The 16,897-nt window shown below is 68.9% G+C and carries 17 protein-coding genes and 1 riboswitch; of the genes, 3 read left to right on the top strand and 14 right to left on the bottom strand.

What is annotated here, in order from left to right; translation table 11 throughout:
- The first annotated feature begins 18 nt into the window (after positions 1-18).
- From PROPJV5_RS00810 to PROPJV5_RS00800, 3 genes are all read left to right on the top strand, one after another.
- The gene (locus PROPJV5_RS00810) at positions 19-726 is read left to right on the top strand and encodes a PGPGW domain-containing protein (protein ID WP_119714448.1); all 708 of its coding nucleotides are present in this window, start codon (positions 19-21) and stop codon (positions 724-726) included.
- 16 nt (positions 727-742) lie between these two features.
- Positions 743-1,537 carry a glycerophosphodiester phosphodiesterase family protein gene (locus tag PROPJV5_RS00805; RefSeq protein WP_119714447.1) on the top strand — a complete coding sequence of 265 codons (795 nt, stop codon included), beginning with the start codon at positions 743-745 and terminating at the stop codon, positions 1,535-1,537.
- Positions 1,538-1,746: 209 nt separating this feature from the next.
- Entirely contained in the window at positions 1,747-2,085 is a 339-nt protein-coding gene (locus PROPJV5_RS00800) for an RNA polymerase-binding protein RbpA (RefSeq protein ID WP_119714446.1), read from the top strand.
- A gap of 113 nt (positions 2,086-2,198) precedes the next feature.
- Here PROPJV5_RS00800 and PROPJV5_RS00795 read toward each other — a convergent pair whose 3' ends face one another.
- The 14 genes from PROPJV5_RS00795 to PROPJV5_RS00730 form a co-directional block, all read right to left on the bottom strand.
- Complete coding sequence (locus tag PROPJV5_RS00795; RefSeq protein WP_119714445.1) at positions 2,199-3,008, bottom strand: polyprenol monophosphomannose synthase; 810 nt, start codon at positions 3,006-3,008, stop codon at positions 2,199-2,201.
- Between the two features lie 79 nt (positions 3,009-3,087).
- A complete protein-coding gene (gene lnt, locus PROPJV5_RS00790; protein ID WP_182858509.1) occupies positions 3,088-4,602 on the bottom strand; it encodes an apolipoprotein N-acyltransferase in 1,515 nt (504 codons plus the stop codon).
- A 110-nt stretch (positions 4,603-4,712) separates the two neighbouring features.
- Entirely contained in the window at positions 4,713-5,180 is a 468-nt protein-coding gene (locus tag PROPJV5_RS00785; protein WP_119714443.1) for an Lrp/AsnC family transcriptional regulator, read from the bottom strand.
- 69 nt (positions 5,181-5,249) lie between these two features.
- Positions 5,250-5,885, bottom strand: a complete 636-nt coding sequence (gene metW, locus PROPJV5_RS00780; RefSeq protein ID WP_119714442.1) for a methionine biosynthesis protein MetW — start codon at positions 5,883-5,885, stop codon at positions 5,250-5,252.
- On the bottom strand, positions 5,885-7,054 hold the full coding sequence (gene metX, locus PROPJV5_RS00775) for a homoserine O-acetyltransferase MetX (protein WP_119714441.1): 1,170 nt from the start codon (positions 7,052-7,054) through the stop codon (positions 5,885-5,887). Before metX ends, metW begins: the two co-directional genes overlap by 1 nt.
- Positions 7,055-7,174: 120 nt before the next feature.
- Positions 7,175-8,173: an ABC transporter substrate-binding protein gene (locus PROPJV5_RS00770; RefSeq protein ID WP_119714440.1), complete on the bottom strand. Its 999-nt coding sequence runs from the start codon at positions 8,171-8,173 to the stop codon at positions 7,175-7,177.
- Positions 8,170-9,075 carry an ABC transporter permease gene (locus tag PROPJV5_RS12985; RefSeq protein WP_119714439.1) on the bottom strand — a complete coding sequence of 302 codons (906 nt, stop codon included), beginning with the start codon at positions 9,073-9,075 and terminating at the stop codon, positions 8,170-8,172. The genes PROPJV5_RS00770 and PROPJV5_RS12985 overlap by 4 nt, the downstream gene beginning before the upstream one ends.
- 96 nt (positions 9,076-9,171) lie before the next feature.
- A riboswitch (FMN riboswitch) is annotated at positions 9,172-9,290 on the bottom strand.
- A 77-nt stretch (positions 9,291-9,367) separates the two neighbouring features.
- Positions 9,368-10,954: an MFS transporter gene (locus PROPJV5_RS00760; RefSeq protein WP_239018335.1), complete on the bottom strand. Its 1,587-nt coding sequence runs from the start codon at positions 10,952-10,954 to the stop codon at positions 9,368-9,370.
- A 162-nt stretch (positions 10,955-11,116) separates the two neighbouring features.
- Positions 11,117-12,223: a sugar kinase gene (locus tag PROPJV5_RS00755; RefSeq protein ID WP_119714438.1), complete on the bottom strand. Its 1,107-nt coding sequence runs from the start codon at positions 12,221-12,223 to the stop codon at positions 11,117-11,119.
- A gap of 14 nt (positions 12,224-12,237) precedes the next feature.
- Positions 12,238-12,867, bottom strand: a complete 630-nt coding sequence (locus tag PROPJV5_RS00750; RefSeq protein WP_119714437.1) for a bifunctional 4-hydroxy-2-oxoglutarate aldolase/2-dehydro-3-deoxy-phosphogluconate aldolase — start codon at positions 12,865-12,867, stop codon at positions 12,238-12,240.
- 200 nt (positions 12,868-13,067) lie between these two features.
- A complete protein-coding gene (locus PROPJV5_RS00745) occupies positions 13,068-13,841 on the bottom strand; it encodes an IclR family transcriptional regulator (protein WP_182858508.1) in 774 nt (257 codons plus the stop codon).
- Between the two features lie 95 nt (positions 13,842-13,936).
- Positions 13,937-14,389, bottom strand: a complete 453-nt coding sequence (locus PROPJV5_RS00740; RefSeq protein ID WP_182858530.1) for an S-ribosylhomocysteine lyase — start codon at positions 14,387-14,389, stop codon at positions 13,937-13,939.
- A 102-nt stretch (positions 14,390-14,491) separates the two neighbouring features.
- Complete coding sequence (locus tag PROPJV5_RS00735) at positions 14,492-16,372, bottom strand: alpha-amylase family protein (RefSeq protein WP_119714434.1); 1,881 nt, start codon at positions 16,370-16,372, stop codon at positions 14,492-14,494.
- 3 nt (positions 16,373-16,375) lie between these two features.
- Positions 16,376-16,897 (bottom strand): universal stress protein, encoded by a 522-nt coding sequence (locus PROPJV5_RS00730; protein ID WP_119714433.1) that lies wholly within the window; start codon positions 16,895-16,897, stop codon positions 16,376-16,378.

Here is a 16,897-nt window from a genome sequence, read left to right as displayed (position 1 = left end):
TTCTGGCAGCATTGACCCGTGAGCACAGCGCAGGTCTTCGACGAGGGGCCGCAGCAGCGACTCCACGCCCTCGGGCCGCATGGGCTGCCCGGTCCGGACGAGGAGACCGCCGCCGGGGCAGGCCGCCCGCTCACGGTGCTTCCCGGGGCGTCTGCGGATCCGACTGGCCCGGACGCCCCGCTCGACGACCCTCCGGCGAACAGTGGCGGCGAGGGCCCGACACCCCCGAGGCCGCACGACGATGGCCCGGACGCTGCACGAGACGATGGCGACGACGCGACCGCGCCCCGGGCGCACGGCATCAGGCCGGCCATGCACCGCTGGCTCATCCCCCGTCGGGAGCGGTTCGCCTGGCGCGCCCGTCTTCATGCGAACCCGGCCAGTTCCCTGGCCTACCGCATCGGTGTCGGTGTTCTCGGCGCCCTTCTCCTCATCCTGTCGGCGCTCACGGGCTGGTTGCCGGGCCCCGGCGGTATTCCGCTCTTCCTCATCGGCATGGCCGTCCTGGCCAGCGAGTTCCGGTGGGCGCACCGCATCACCGTCACCGTCCTGATGGTGGTGCGCCACGTCGAGTGCTGGTCGAGGCGGGCGAAGGTGATCGGCGTGTGCGTCTTCGGCGGCGTCGTCGTGGTCTGCTTCTACATCGCTCTGCTGGTCGTCGGCATCCCCTCCTGGGTTCCTGGCTGGGCCGTCCGGCTGCTGTCCCGTCTTCCCGGTGTCGGCTGAGAGGCGTCCCCGGATCATGAGTGGAAGCCGTAACGCCAGCGACTACGCGTTCTTCGACGTGCCCTTCTCCGCGTTCGCCCACCGCGGCGGCTGTGACGACAGTGTCGGTGAGGAGTTCGAGAACTCCCTGCTGGCCTTCCGGCACGCAGTCGACGACCTGGGCTACCGCTACGTCGAGACCGATGTGCATGCAACGTCGGATGGGGAGTTGCTCGCCTTCCACGACATGAGGCTCGACCGGGTCACCGATCAGCGGGGCGCCATCGCCAAACTCGAGTGGGCCCAGGTGCGGGCCGCCCGCATCGGCGGCCGCGAACCGATTCCCACGATGGACGAGGTCTTCGAGGCGTTGCCCGAGGCGCGCATCAACATCGACATCAAGGAGTCCAACGCCATCACGCCGCTGGTGCGGGCGATTCGTCGTCACAACGCCCATGACAGGGTCTGCGTGGCGAGTTTCAGCCCCCTGCGGCTGGCCGCCTTCCGTCGGGCCATGGGGCCCCGGGTGGCCACGTCGGCGTCGCTGTGCGCGGTCGCCTGGTCGTCCTTCGTGCCGGTGCTCCCCCGCTTCGTGAATGCGGGCGTCCAGGCCTTCCAGATCCCCGTGCGGCAGCGGATCGGGCCTGCCGACATCACCGTCCTGACCCGAGGGCTGCTGCGCACTGCTCGCGGCCGTGACATGCGCGTCCACGTGTGGACGATCGACGACCCCGACCAGATGCGTTCGCTCATGGATGCCGGCGTCGACGGCATCGTCTCGAACCGGATCGCCGAGCTGAAGGCCCTGTGCATGGACCGTGGGCTGTGGTGAGGCACCCGCCCGGGACGGGCGGCCCGGAGGCAGGCGACGGGATGTGCGCGATTCCGGGCCCGATGATAATGGGTGGTGGGGGCAGTGGGGTCGTGTCGGCCCGTGGAACAATGACGGTGCACACCTCGTTGAAGACGGTAAGACATCCCTGCCGATACGTCCGAGTCATGCAGGATCGCCCGTGAGGGCCAGGACACGAAGGAATTGAGATGGCAGATCGAGCACTACGCGGTATGGGCCTCGGGGCCAAGAGCTTCGAGGACGAGGAAGGTGTCGAGTTCGCCGCCCGCAAGGTGTTGGGCTTCGACTGTCCCAAGGGCCACCACTTCGACATCACGTTCTCGACCGAGGCCGAGCTGCCGGCCGAGTGGGAGTGCCCGCGCTGCGGGGCCGTGGCGGCTCGTTCCGACGGCACCCAGCCCGAGGACAAGCAGGTCAAACCGCCTCGCACCCACTGGGACATGCTGCTGGAACGCCGTTCGATCTCCGAGCTGGAGGAGTTACTCGCCGAACGCCTCGAGGTCGTGCGCAACACCCCGCACTACTGACCGCTCTGCGGCTCCCCGAATGCGCTCAAGGGCCGCAGGAAGCTGCTCGCGCAAGGCCGGCCGCCGGCTCACCGCGGCGGCAGAGAAGGTGCCGACGGTCCGGTCCTCGCCGGTCAGCGGGTCTGGTCGGTGAGGCTGCCGAGCAGCGGCTTGATCCTGGCCGCTGCCGCGCCGGCGAGTTCCCTGACCTGGGCCGAACGCTTCTCGTAACCCCACCCGGCCGTGCGGCGCAGCGCCTCGACGATGATCGAACCGCTCATCTTCGACTCGCCGAGCTGGCGGTCCGGGAAACTGATGGGTACCTCGGCCACCGTGCCACCCGCCGCGATGACGCGCCGGGTGAGATCCACCTGGAAGGTGTACCCCTTCGAGGCGATCGTGTCGAGGTCCATGCTCTCCAGTGCACCGGCCCGGAACGCGTTGAAACCGCCGGTGCTGTCACGGACCGGAAGATCCATCACGGCCTGAATCCAGATGTTCGCCAGCCGTGACAGCCATTCGCGCTTGGGGTCGTAGTCGACGACCTCACCGCCGCGCACCCAGCGTGATCCCTTCACCATATCGGCATCGCGCAACGCGGCGAGCATGGCGGGCAGGAACTGCGGCTGGTGGGACCCGTCGGCGTCCATCTCGACGAGCACGTCGTAGCCGTTCTCCAGCCCCCACCGGAAGCCTGCGACGTAGGCGGCCGCCAGGCCCTCCTTGCCGGCACGGTGCAGCACATGGATGTGGTCGTCCTGGTCGGCCAGGCGATCAGCGATGGCACCCGTGCCGTCCGGGGAGTTGTCATCGGCGATCAGGGCGTCCGCGGTGGGCACCGCCTCGCGCAGCCGCTGGACGATGGGTTCCAGGTTCTCGGCCTCGTTGTAGGTGGGGATGATGACGAGCACCTTGTCGAGGGACTCGTGCTTGCGGTCAACCATGACACACTCCTCGTACTGGAGAGGGCCCGCACGGGCCCATCAGACATCACTGCAGCGGCGGCGCGGCAACGGGCTCAGTCTAGCGATCCGTCTCCCTGCGCCGTGCACGACCCACGATCACCCCGGCCACCGCGCCGGCCGCGACCAGGGCAACGCCCACCAGCTCGCAGAGCGGACCGACCGTCATGGCCGGCGTGGTCCCGGAGCGAACCGGCACGGTGAAGGACTGGGCATAGGCGGTACCCGGGGTGCTGCGGGCGATGACCTCGCCGCGGGCTCCGATCAGGCCGGAATAGGAACTCGTCGTCGACACGACGATCTCACGCCGCATCTCCATGGCCCTGATGCGGGTGATGGAGAACTGCTGCAGCGGCTGCATGGTGCCGTCGTAGGTCGCGTTATTGGACTGGACCGTCATCACCTGGCCGCCGTGGCGCTCGGTGTCGTAGACGGTGGCGTCGAAGGCCAGCTCGTAGCAGATGATGGCGCCGACGCTCAGCACGCGCCCGCCGTTGAGCTCCCCGTCGATGACGCCGGGCTCGGTGCCCGGCACCGTCTGCCGTCCCACCTGCCTGGCCATCGGCACGAGCGCGAACACGAGGTCCTTCATGGGGGTGTACTCGCCGAAGGGAACGGCGTTGCGCTTGGCGTAGCGGTCGGTCTCGCCCGCGGCGGTCCACCACAGCGCCGTCGTCTGGCGCTCGTCGGCACCGGGTCCGTCGGTGACGGCGCCGACGAGGATCGGGACGCCTGCGATGGACTGGGCCCGGCCGATGAGTTCGCGGGTCTGCTCGTCGGTGTTCGGGTCCATGTCCGTTGAGTTCTCCGGCCACAGCACCAGATCGGGCATCGGGTCCAGGCCCGTCCGGGCGCGGGCCATCGCCATGATGGTCTCGGAGACGTGGTTGTCCGTCACCGAACGCGCGTAGCCCATGGTGTGCGGACCCGCCGAGCCGTCGACGTCGCCCTGGACGACGGCGATCGTCACCTCGCCCTCGTCCGTTGCGGTCACGGGGACGGCCCGCAGCACCACCCCGCCGGCGAGGACGAGGGCCGCCACGACGAGGGGCGTCACGACTCGTCCGACACGACGGCGCGTTCCTGCCAGGCCGTCGAGGGCGGCGAGCAGGAGCGTGCCGGTCACAGCGACGACGAATCCCGTGCCCGCCGTGCCGAGAACCCACAGATAACCGCCGAACGGCGCATCGGCGGTGCTGAATCCCAGCCGGTCCCAGGCGAAGCCGCCCAGCGGGAAGCGCTGCGCGCAGGCCTCGACCGCAGTCCACGCCGCAGCGGCCCACAACGGCCACAGCGGCAGTCGCTGGACGAGACGCTGGACGGTCGCGATGAGCCCGACCCACAGGGCCAGGACCGGCACGAGCAGCAGCGGCAGCCACCAGTCCACGACGTACTCGAAACTGACCGTCACCCCGTACATGACCAGTCCCGCGGCGAACCCGGACCACAGCACCCGGCGTACGCGGGCCTGGCGGGACAGCCAGCACAGCAGGCCGACACCGAGCGGCGCGGTGAACCAGAGGCCGAAGGGCTGGAAGGCCAGGGCGAGCAGCCCGCCGGCCACCAGGGATGCCACGAGCGACATCCACCAGGTCAGGACCAGTGGCGGTGGCCCGCCACGCCGGGCCCCTGAGCGATGGTGCCGACGGTCGCCGGCCGCCGGAGCGGCTGTGTGCGGTGCGGCGTTCACGGGCCGCTCGCGGTGTCGGGATCGTCGACGAGGGGTTTGCCGGCGAACATGGTGCGCAGCACGATCGTCGTCGAGGTGGCCACCGGCTGCGCGATGCGGATGCGGGTGAGCAGATCGTCCAGCTCCTCGGGGGTGTCGACCTCGGCCTGGCAGAGGTAGCTGGCGTCACCGGCCACCGAGTAACACGCGGTGATCTCCGACATCTGCTCAAGCATTTCGACCACGCTGGAGTCGTCCCTCACCTGACTGACCGGAATGATCTTGATGAAGGCGACCAGCGAACGACCGAGCGCCTTGCTGTTGATCTGGGCGCGGTATCCGAGGATGAAGCCGCGTTGTTCGAGACGCCGCACGCGCTGCTGGGCGGCGGACGTTGACAGGCCGGTTTCGCGGCCGATGTCCGTGAAAGACATCCGCCCGTCGCGGGCCAGCAGCGCGAGAATCTTCTGGTCGGTCGACTCCATGACCGTTATTTTGTCAGAACACGCGGGGCAGAGGCCGGCTGCCCGCATTGTGCCCCGCGTCCCGGCGGGTCAGTTGCTGCGGGCGAGGACATAGATCGCCGAGCCGGCCAGCAGATTCGCGCCGTGCTGCAGGAAGTGTTCGCCGATGCGCGGCTGGCGTCCCCTGCCATCGAGGGGGATCCGCTTCTCGATGACGAGACCGCACTCGTCGAAGAACTCCTCGAGCGTGACCAGTGTCGTGTGGTGCAGGTTCGGGGTGTCGTACCAGGTGTAGGGCAGATCGCGGCTCTGCGGCATGCGGCCGCTCAGTAGGCGCAACCGGTGCTGCCAGTAACCGAAGTTTGGCATGGTCACGATGAGACGCCGGCCGATGCGGCGCATCTGCACGATGACGTCCTTGGGGTGGAGCACAGCCTGCAGTGTGCGGGACAGCACGACGACGTCGAAGGAGTCATCGCCGAACTCCTCCAGCTGGGTGTCGAGATCGAGCTCGATCAGCGGCACTCCCCTGCCGATGGCCGCCATGACGGCTCCGGGATCGCGTTCGACGCCGGTGCCGGTGCAGCCCATGGCGCCGATCAGGTAGGCGAGCAGGTCGCCGTCGCCGCAGCCGAGGTCGAGGACTCGTTCACCGCGGTTGATGAGCGCGGCCACCGACTGCAGGTCGTGGCGCAGCAGGCCCTGGGTCAGGCGATCGGGTGGCATCAGTGGTGCCTCCCCAGACGTCGACGGTAGATGCTCGGTTTCGGTTTCGCCGGTTGCTCGAGGAAGGCTCGGACGGTGTCGAGATAGGGGTCGATCTTCATCAGGAAGGAATCGTGGCCCCACGGCGCACTGATCTCGCGGAAACTGACCGGCAGCCCGCGTGACTGCAGCCGGCGGACGATGCGTCGGGAGTGGGCGGTGCCGAAACGCCAGTCGGAGTCGAAGCTCATGACGAGGTACTTCAGGGCGGTCCGGGCGACCTTGTCCATGGCGGTCGGGTCGGCGAAGGGATCGAAGTAGTCCATGACGCGCGTCAGGTACAGGTAGGTGAGGGCGTCGAAACGGTTCACGAAGACGCTGCCCTGGTGGTCCAGATAGCTCTCGACGGCGAAGTCGACGCCGAAACCGGGATGCCGGGCGTCGAACTGGGGACGCCGGGCGAACTTCTCCTCGAAGCCCTCCTCGCTCGTGTACGTGATGTGCGCCATCATGCGCGCCACGGCCAGCCCGACCGTGGGGTTGACGTCGTGCGCGGCGAAGCGGCCGTCGTAGAAGTTCTCGTCCCGCATGATCGCCTCACGTCCGACGGCGCTGAAGGCGATGTTCTGCGCGGTCAGGCGGCTGGATGCGGCCACGATGACGGCCTGGTCCATGTCCTCGGGGTGGGTCAGGGACCAGTCGAGCACCTGCATGCCGCCGAGGGAGCCGCCGACGACGGCATGCAGGTGGTCCACGCCGAGAGCGGCCAGGAGAGCGCGGTGCACCGTGACGAAGTCGTGCATGTCGATCAGCGGGAAGTTCAGGCCATATGGTTCGCCCGTGGCGGGGTCGAGGTCCGAGGGGCCGGTGGTGCCCTGGCAGCCGCCGAGGATGTTCGATGCGATGACGAACCACCGGTCGGTGTCGATGGCCTTGCCCGGCCCGATCATGACATCCCACCAGCCCGGATGGGTGTCGCCCTCGTGCCAGAAGGCCGCATGGGCGTCGCCGGTGAGGGCGTGGCAGATGTAGACGGCGTTGTCACGGGCCTTGTTCAGGGCACCGTAGGTCTCGTAGGCGACTGTGACGTCGGTCAGCCGGCCGCCCCGCACGAAGTCGAGTGGCCTGTCCTCGTCGAACAGACGGATCCTCTTCGTCTCGACGAGCGTCCTGGGCTCGGCCGATGTCATGGACTCACTCCTGATGTGCTCCGGTTCACGAACCACGGGCTGCGGCACTGGTTCGCGGCTCAACTCTAGCCGGGACCGTCCACGGCCAGCACGGGCAGAAGCCGGTCGTGTTGCGGGGCCTCACCCCAGCATGGTGTGGGCCCGTCCGGGATCGACGGCCTCGGCCGTGATCTGTTTCTCGGCCAGGAAGGTGCTCATGGCGGCCCAGGTGTCGCAGTCCTGCCTGCCGAAGTCATCGCCGTACAGGGCGTTGGTCGCCTCGAGGGTGGCCTTGGCCTTCGCCCGCTGCTCGTCGTCGGTGAGCGTCGTGATGTACCTGGCGGACAGCTCGACGGCCTCGTCCGGGTCGGCGATGCAGTCATCAGCGGCACGTTCCAGGGCATTGAGCAGCCCGGTCAGGTCGGCGCTTCGCTCGGAGACGGTCGCGGCCATGGCGCCCAGGCCGAGACCGACCAGAGGGGTGTCCGGGCTCGGGGGGATCTCTCGGATGTCGAAGCCGGCCTGGCGGAACTGGACGGCGTCATTGTTCGCGAAACCGACGACGGCATCGACCTTGCCGGTCATGAGGGCTGACTGCTGGGTGAACCCGATGGTCTGGATGTCGACGTCCTCACGGCTCAAGCCGGCCTCGTCGAGCAGGGCCAGGAGGGTGTACCAGGTCTCCCCGTACTCGCCGGGGACGCCGATCGAGTGGCCCTTCAGGTCGGAGAGGGAGCCGATGGCCGAGTCGGCGGGGACGATGAGTTCGCCGGGGTAGCTCTGGTAGATCGTGGCGAAGTCGACGACGTCGATGCCCTGGGCGCGGTTGACCATCATCTCGTCGCCGCCGGCGTAGACGACGTCCTCGTCACCGGACTGCAGGGCGCCGAGCAGGGACTCCGACGTGCCGTGATGGCGCAGTGTCACGGTGAGCCCCTCATCGGCGAAGTAGCCCTTCTCGGCCGCCACGTAGAACGGTGAGAACTGGATGTCGGCGGTGTAGGTCAGGCCGACCACGATCTCGTCGCCACCGGTGTCTGCGGTGGACGAGTCGGCGCCGGAGCAGGCCGAGACGACGAGTGTCAGTCCCAGGGCCAGGAGCAGGGCCTGCCACAGGCGGCGGAAGCGGGAATGGGTCATGCGATCAGCTCCTTGTCGGCGGTTCGGGCATCGAGTTCGGGGACGGCAGGTGGGATCAGGGCGGTGGTCGCCGGCAGCGACTCGGCGTCGTCGGCCCCGGGTTCGGCGCGTTCACCGGCACGCGTGCGGCAGGGGTCGGTGAGGTGCTCGGCCAGGACCAGCGCCATGTAGATGACGACGGCGAGCGCGCACAGGACGATGAGCGTGGCGAACAGGCCGGTGGTGTCGGCGGTGGCCGACTCCACCGAGACGATCATGCCGAGGCCCTTGCCGCCCATGACGAACTCACCGACCACGGCACCGGTGATAGACAGCGTGAAGCCGTTGCGGATGCCGGTGAGGATCGCCGACCGGGCCATCGGCATTTCGATGTGAGCGATCATCGACCAGCCCGAGGCGCCGTCGAGTTCGGCGGCCTCGGTGATCTCGTCATCGACGGTGCGGATCCCCAGCGTGGTCGACAGCACGAGCGGGAAGAAGACGAGCAGGGCGCACAGCAGCACGATCGGCAGCAGGCCGTAGCCCACCCAGATGACCAGCAGGGGGGCGATCGCCACTGCTGGGATCGCCTGCGAGGCCGCCAGGTACGGCGAGAACGCAGCCTCGGCCGGGCGGGCATGGGCGATCAGATAGCCGATCGGCAGGGCCACGACCATGGCGAGCGCGCAACCGAGGATCGCCTCCCAGATCGTCACGAGGGTGCGCTGCACCAGGAAGCCGGCCCTCAGGTCACTGACCAGGCGGGCAAGCACCTGACCCGGGGCGGGCAGCAGGGCCGACGGGACGGCGCCCGAGGAGACGACGAGCTGCCAGGCGACGAGCAGGACGCAGAACACGAGGACCGGTGCACCGATACGCACGACAAGCGGCGCCGGCGCCCTGTTGGCCTTGATCGTCCTCATCCGTCGTGCATCTCCCCGTCACGCTGTCGTGACCGGGGTGCGGGCGAAGCGCAGGATCAGTGGCTCGGCGCATGCCGACGCCGACCCCGTGGGCCTGCACGTGCTCTCCCATCCGGACTGTGACCGTCGGCACCGGAATCTCACCGGTTCGGCCAGCTGGGCTGGTTCGCGGGCTTTACCGCCGGTTCGGATTTCCACCGACCCCGGGCACGTTTGGTTGCCGAGAAAACTATATATCCCCACCGGCGATCCACCACACCCGGCGAGTGCGCGGGGGCGGGGAAGGGGGCGCTCAGGCGTGTTCCGCGCTGCTGTGGGGCTGCGCGGGCCCCGTCGAGGTGTCCCCCGTCCCCTGGTGGGCGGGATACAGGACGACGACCGCGACGGCTGCCGTGGCGACGACACCGGCGCACACCCCCAGCCCGAGGGTCGTGCCGGCGCAGAAGGCCTCACGCATGGCGGCGAGCAGCTCGTCCATGCCGTCCATGGCCATGGCGAAGGCCTCACCGGCAGAGCTCAGGACCGTCTCACGAGTCGCCTCGTCCAAGCCGCCGACCACTGCTCTGCCCTCGAGACCGGCCCGGTAGGCGGAGGCCAGCAGGCTGCCGATGACGGCCACACCGAGAGCACTGCCCACCTGCATGAGCGCACTGTTGACGGCCGAGCCCTCTCCCTCGGAGCCGGCGGGCAGGGAGTCCATGACGGCCTGGGTGGCGGCGGGCATGAGCATGCCGGCGCCCAGCCCGAAGGCACAGGCACCGACGACGAGGTGCGAGTAGGCCATGGACGACGCCGTCATGGCCAGGCCGGCGAAACCGCAGGTGACCAGGACGAGGCCTGTGACGACGATGCGTTTGATCCCGATCGCGCCGAGCAGTCTCGGCGCGCAGACGGCGCCGATGAGCATGCAGGCGGCGACCGGCATGATTGCCATACCGGCTTGCCACGGCGTGAACGTCAGCACGTACTGCATGTACTGGGCCAGCACGAACAGGGCGCCCGCTCCCCCACCGGTGACCAGGCCGGAGACGGCGACCGCGACGGTGAAGCGACGCCGTCTGAACAATGTCAGGTCGACCAGCGGCGCCCTGACCCGCCTCTGTCCTTGGAGGAAGAGGCCGAGCACGGCCAGACCGACGAGGAATGCGCCGATCACGAGCGGTGATCTGGCCCCCAGGCCGGGCGCCGAGATGACGGCCCAGCACAGCACGGACAGGCCGATGGTGGAGGCGATGGCGCCCGACCAGTCGATGTGCTCGTCGGCGCGGTCGGGTGCGGCGTGCGGCAGCAGAACGGCGCCGGCCGCGACGCAGAACGCGGCCAGTGGCACGTTGATGAGGAAGATGGCCGACCAGGTGGAGTGTTCGAGGAGAGCGCCGGACAGCAGCGGGCCGGCTGCGGCGCCGGCGCCGTTCGCCGCCGACCAGATGGCGAAGGCCGTCGTCCGCTCGGCCGGGCGGCGGAAGAGCACAGAGACCTCGGCCAGGGTCGACGGTGTGAGCAGGGCCGCGCCGACGCCGGTGAGGGCCCGTGCCGCGATGAGCATGGCCGCGCCACGGGCCAGCCCGGCGGCGATCGAGCACACTCCGAACAGCACCACGCCCGTCATGAAGGTGCGTTTGCGTCCCCAGCGGTCGACGAGGCCGCCCGCGACCAGCAGGAAACCGGCATAGGTGAGCTGGTAGGCGTCCACCGTCCACTGCAGGGCGTCGTTCGTGGCGTGCAGTTCACGGGCCAGTGTCGGCAGGGCGATGTTGAGGATCGTGTTGTCCATCGACGCCATGAGCAGCGCGACGCTGAGGACGACGAGCCCCCACCACCTGCGCCTGTCGACGTGAACGCGTTCCACGCGGGTTCTGGCGCTCTGCGGGGAGTTCACCGAAGGATCTTCTCATCGGCTCCGACGCTCGCCCGCACCGGACGCGCCGTTCACCGCAGGCCGATCGGACCGGACTCGACGGCGGGCTCTTCCCCGAAGGGGCCCGGCCAGGGGCACGGAGCACGAGGCCGCTGAACACGACCCGGCCCCACCGGGCCGGGCTCAGCGGTCGACCCGGGCGTTGCCCCCGCCGGCCAGCTTGAACACCTCGGCCTTGGAGGCCATGGAGGTGTCGCCCGGGGTGGTCATGGCCAGCGCGCCGTGGGCCGCACCGTACTCGACGCAGGTCTGCAGGGGCTCCTCGCTCAGCAGCCCGTACACGAGGCCGGACGCGAAGGAGTCGCCGCCGCCGACCCTGTCGAAGATCTCCATGGCGTCGCGCTGGGTCGCCTGGACCAGACCGTCCTGCCTGCTCCAGGCCAGGGCCCCCCAGTCGTTGCTGGAGGCCGACCGTACACCGCGCAGGGTGGTCGCGATGACCTTGAAGTTCGGGTAGGCGTCGGCGACGGATTCGATCATGGCTCCGAACTTGTCGACGGGCAGGTCGGTGAGGTCCTCGTCCACGCCCTCGACCTCGAAACCGAGTGCGGCCGTGAAGTCCTCCTCGTTGCCGATCATGACGTCGACGTACTTGGCGAGTTCGCGGTTGACCTCCTGGGCGCGGGCCTGCCCTCCGATGGCTCGCCACAGGCTCGGGCGGTAGTTCAGGTCGTAGGAGACGACGGTGCCGGCCTCGTGGGCCGCCCGTACGACGTCGATGCAGGTCTGGGCGGTCTGTTCGGACAGGGCGGCGTAGATGCCGCCGGTGTGCAACCAGCGCACCCCTGCGCCGGTGAACAACCCGTCCAGGTCGAAGTCGCCGGCCCTGGCCTGGGCGATGGCGGTGGCGCCACGGTCGGAGACGCCGACCGAGCCGCGGACGCCGAAGCCGCGCTCGGTGAAGTTCAGGCCGTTGCGCACCGTTCGTCCCACACCGTCGCCGGCCACCCAGGTGATGTGTGAGGTGTCGACACCGCCCTGTTCGATGAGGTCCTCGACCAGGTGTCCGATCTCGTTGTCGACAAGGCTGGTCAGGATGGTGGAGCGCAGGCCGAAGACCTTGTGCAGGCCGCGGACCACGTTGTATTCGCCGCCGCCCTCCCAGGCGTGGAAGACGCGGGATGTGCGGATGCGACCCTCGCCGGGATCGAGCCGCAGCATGACCTCGCCCAGGCCTGCGGCATCGAAGGCGCACTGAGCGGCGGGACGAAGGGTGATATCTGCTGTCATTTCGGTGCTCCTCGTCAACAGGCCTTGACCGCGTCGACGGACTCGGAGACGAGGCGGGTTACCTGGTCGAATTCGCCGGCGTCGACGAGCCCGGCCGGAACCATCCAGGAGCCGCCGACGGCCGGGACGCAGTCGAGCGCGAGGTATTCGCCCGCGGTTTCGGCGCTGACGCCGCCGGTGGGGATGAACCTCACCTGCGGGAAGGGGCCGGACAGGGCCTTGATGGTCCGGGCTCCGCCGAAGGCTCCGGCGGGGAAGAACTTGACGGTGTCGAGACCGGAATTGACCGCGGCCGTCACGTCGGAGGGAGTCGCAGTACCGGGCAGGACCGGAACGCCGAGGCCGAGGCACTCGTCGACGACGGCCTGGTTGTACCCGGGGCTGACGATGAAGCCGGCGCCCGCGTCAAGGGCGCGGTGCACCTGCTCGACGTCGAGAACGGTGCCGGCGCCGACGAGGACATCGCCGCGCCGGACCATGATCGCGATGGACTCGGCGGCCGCATCGGTGCGGAAGGTCACCTCGGCGACGGGCAGGCCGCCCTCGACGAGGGCCTGGGCGAGGCCATCGGCTCGGTCCGCGCTGTTGAGTACGACGACGGGAATGATCCTGTGGGCTGTGATGGTCGATAGGTCCGCGCGCATGTCTGATGATCCCTCCGGTGCATGAGGCCTGGTGCTGCGGGTGACAACCAGACACTCGTAAGTATTTTACTGTATGAAACATGCAGTTTTCTGCATGAAACACTTGAAGTGTACGCCGAAAGCGGCGGAATGTCAGCCGAGGAGCACCCCACCCGGTGGGCCCTGCGTGCTCGCGGACGAAGGGAGCCTCGCCCGCCGGTTCAGGCGCGCAGTTCGGGCAGCCTGAGACCGCCGGGCAGCAGCGGCGGGACGACGTCCGCGATGGCCCGGACCAGTTCTGCCCGGCGCCCTGGTGTGAATGTCGACGCGAAGGTCGTCACGCTCAGGGCGGCGACCGGATGGTCGCCGCGCAGCAGGGGCACGCCGAGGCAGGCGATGCCCGGCTCGTTCTCCTCGTTCTCGTAGGAGTACCCGCGTTCCCTCGCGAATTCGACCATCTGCCACAGATGCTCGGGCCCCACGTCAGCGCCGGCCGGGATGTAGGCGGAGAGCTGTTGGCGTTCGACGTCGGTGAAGGCGAGGATGGCCCGACCCAGCGCGGTGTTGCAGACCGGGACGGTGCGGCCGATGTCGGACCACACCCTGATCGTGCGGGAGGGCTCGACCTTGTCGAGGTAGACGATCTTGTCGCCCTTCATGACGCCGAGGTGAACGAGTTCGTCGACCTCGCGGGACAGGGCGACGATCGCCGGGTGCATCCCCGAGGCGAGGGCGTCGTCGTCGAAGTACCGGGACGACAGCATCAGTGCCGCGGGGCCGAGCCCGTAGTTGCCCGTCCTCGGGTCCTGCTGGACGTAGTCGCGGCCACGCATGGTCGTGAGGGCGCGATAGGCGGTCGACTTGTTCATGCCGACGCGAGCGCAGATGTCGGCCAGGGAGGCCCCTCCGGCGCCGGCCTCCGACAGGTCCTCGAGCAGCACCAGGGCACGGTCGATGGCCTCGATGTGTGCTGGCCCGTTGGTGACGCCGGCCATTGAACGACTCCTTTCGCCCCGGGACGCCATGCGCGCCGCGGGAAGTGCTGTCAGCCTGGCCCTCGTGCCGGGCCGGTACTCGCCGCCGAGGACGGTCAGGCCATGACCTGTTCCCACTCGCCGCGGCGGGCGAGCATCGCGGCGGCGGCCCCCTGTGCCCCTTCGAGACTGTGGTGGGCGCCCCACCCGCACTGGATCTCGTTGGCGGCGGGAACGGCCGCCAGTTCGAGGATGTCACGCAGGGTGCGTTCGACCAGCTCGCAGGTGGCGGATACGTCGGGTGAACCGGCCATGATCAGGTAGAAACCGGTCTGGCAGCCCATCGGTCCGAAGTCGATGACGGCGTCGCTGTGGTTGCGCACGCACTCGGCGAAGGAGTGCTCGATGGAGTGCACTGTCGCCATGTCGAGGTGCTCGCGGTTGGGCTGGCAGAAGCGCACGTCGTACTTGGTGAGCACGTCGCCGGCCGGCAGTTCCTTCACGTCGGCGATCCTGATGAAGGGCGCGGACACCTTCCGGTGGTCCAGGTTGAAGCTCTCCACGTTCATGCGCTCAGGCACGGCTCATCCCCCATCGTCGGTTCTCCTCGCTGCCGCCATTGTCGCAGAACAGCGCCGGCCGGCAAGCACGGGCCGAGTGGGGGTAGGGCGTCAGGACGCGATGAACCAGGCTGCCTGGTACGGCCAGATGCCGATCGTGGCAGGGCGCAGGTCGTAGTCGTAGCCGCCGATGAGCTCGCGCGCGGTGTACCCGAGGTGCTGGGTGAGCACGCTGTGGTGCAGGTCGACCCGCTGCTCGCTCATGTTGTACAACTCGATGAGCGGGCCGAGAGGGTGCTCACGCTTGAGGATGAGGATGCGCGGATCGGGGCTGGGGACCACCTCGGAGGCGACCGAGGCATGCAGCTGGGGAACCGTGGCGCGCACCTGCAGGGCGTGGCGGATGGCCCGGTCGAGCCGGGTCGCCGGCAGATCCTCCCCGTTGCGGACCCGTTCCACGAGATCCCAGTCCATGAAGGGGCGGTGGGCCCAACGGTTGTCGTCGGCATGGGCCGGGTCGCGGGCGTAGTCCATGTCGTTGAGCAGCCCCAGCTCGTCACCCATGTAGATGACCGGCACGCCCCCGTAGCCGCAGATCAGCGTGTACATGAGCAGGATGCGGGCGATCGCCATGTCGACACCGTGCTCGTCGCCCTCGTCCAGGGCCTTCTCCAGCCCCGCCAGGCTGGCCGCCGATCCGGAGATGCGCCGGTCGCCGGTGAGGGGGTTGTCCTGGAAGACCAGGCCCCGGGCGAACGAGGTCTTGTACTGCCCCGAGTAGAAGTCCGACAGGAAGCGGCGGTGCTCATAGCCGTCCACCCCCACCGCCGCGGCATCGGCGTCCGAGATCGCCCAGCCGATGTCGTCATGGCCGCGCACGTAGGTGGCCCACGTGGTGGACGGGGGCTTGACCGGCATGTTCGCCAAGGCGACCTCGGCCATCTTGGCGTCCGCGGTGGCCATGCAGTTCCACAGCTGCACCATGAGTTCGTTGTGGTAGGCCATGTCGGAGACGAGGCCGTAGTGCTCGCCCGTGCCCAGATAGGCCATGAGGTCCTCGGGCGAGACGATCGCCTCGGCCTTGAAGGCCACCGCGGGTGCGGCGATGCGCATACAGGCGCGCATGATCTGGGTCAGGTCGTGCACCTCGGGCTGGTTCTGACAGTTGGTGCCCATGCGCTTCCAGATGAAGGCGATGGCGTCCAGCCGGAAGACCTCGACCCCCTTGTTCGCCAGCCAGCACATGAGATCGACGAACTCGCACAGGACGTCGGGGTTGGCCCAGTTCAGGTCCCACTGGTAGTCGTTGAAGGTGGTCCACACCCAGGCGCCCGCCTCGTCGTCCCAGGTGAAGTTGCCCGGCGCGAAATCGGGGAAGATCTCCGGCAGGGTGCGCTCGTAGGCGTCCGGCACGGAGCGGTCGGGGTACATGAGGAAGTAGTCGCGATACCTGGTCTCACCGGCCCTGGCCCGAGCCGCCCATTCATGCTCGCGCGCCACGTGGTTGATGACGAGGTCCATCACCAGGGAGATGTCATTGGCGCGCAGTTCCGCCGTGAGTTCCTCGAGATCGTCCATGGTGCCCAGCTCGGGGCGGATCATGCGGTAGTCGGCCACCGCGTAGCCGCCGTCGTTCGCCCCGGGCCGGGGTTTGAGGAAGGGCATGATGTGCAGATAGCGCACCCCGAGCCCGTGCAGGTAGTCGACGTGGTTCTTGACGCCCTGCAGGTCGCCGGCGAAGCGGTTCGCGTAGCAGACGTAGCCGACCATGTCGGGCTGCTGCAGCCAGTCGGGCAGCAGCAGTCGTTCCTCGTCGAGGCGGCGCAGTTCGGCCGAGCGCTGTTCGATCGCCGACTCGAGAATCGCGTACAACCGTTCGGTCACCTCGTAGGCGCGGTCGGGGAACAGCCGCGCCAGGCAGACGGCGATCTGGGGCGCGTAGCGGTCCCAGCGCAGGTCGAAACTCTGGCGGGCAGGGGCGTCAAGACTCATGCCTCAGTCCTCCGTGACATCGTCGACTTGGACGTCCTCGGCCACGTTCGGCTCCGGGGCGTCCTCGGTGGGGCGCACGATGAGTACGTCGCGGTGGGCTCGACGCACGACGTCGGAGGCCACCGTCCCCAGCAGGCGGCCGACGATCGAGGTGTCGCGGATGGCGCCGATGACGATGGCGTCGACCCGGTGGTCTCGGGCGGTCTCGAGGATCGCCGCGGCCGGGTCTGAGTCCACGAGCAGGGCCGCCGTCACGCGGGCCCCCTCGTCGTGGGCGACCCGCATGGCCTCCTGGATCGCCTGAGTCGCCGCCTCAGTGCCGGGCACCTGGCCGAGTGTGGCCACCGAGCCCTCGATGTTGGGGTCCTTGGCGGCCTCGCGGGGAGGCAGCTTCGTGTAGGCGCACACGACGATGAGGTCTGCGTCGTCGGCCACGGCCAGCCGGGCCGCCCGGGTGACGGTGGGGCCGGCGAGGGACGATCCGTCCGTGCCGACGAGGATCTTCTGGTAGCGATCGAGGTCCAT

The sequence above is a fragment of the Propionibacterium ruminifibrarum genome (genome assembly GCF_900289195.1).
In the GTDB taxonomy this organism is placed as follows: Bacteria; Actinomycetota; Actinomycetes; order Propionibacteriales; family Propionibacteriaceae; genus Propionibacterium; species Propionibacterium ruminifibrarum.
The sequence above is the reverse complement of the archived record's forward strand: the minus strand, read 5'-3'. Positions and strand labels throughout refer to the sequence as shown.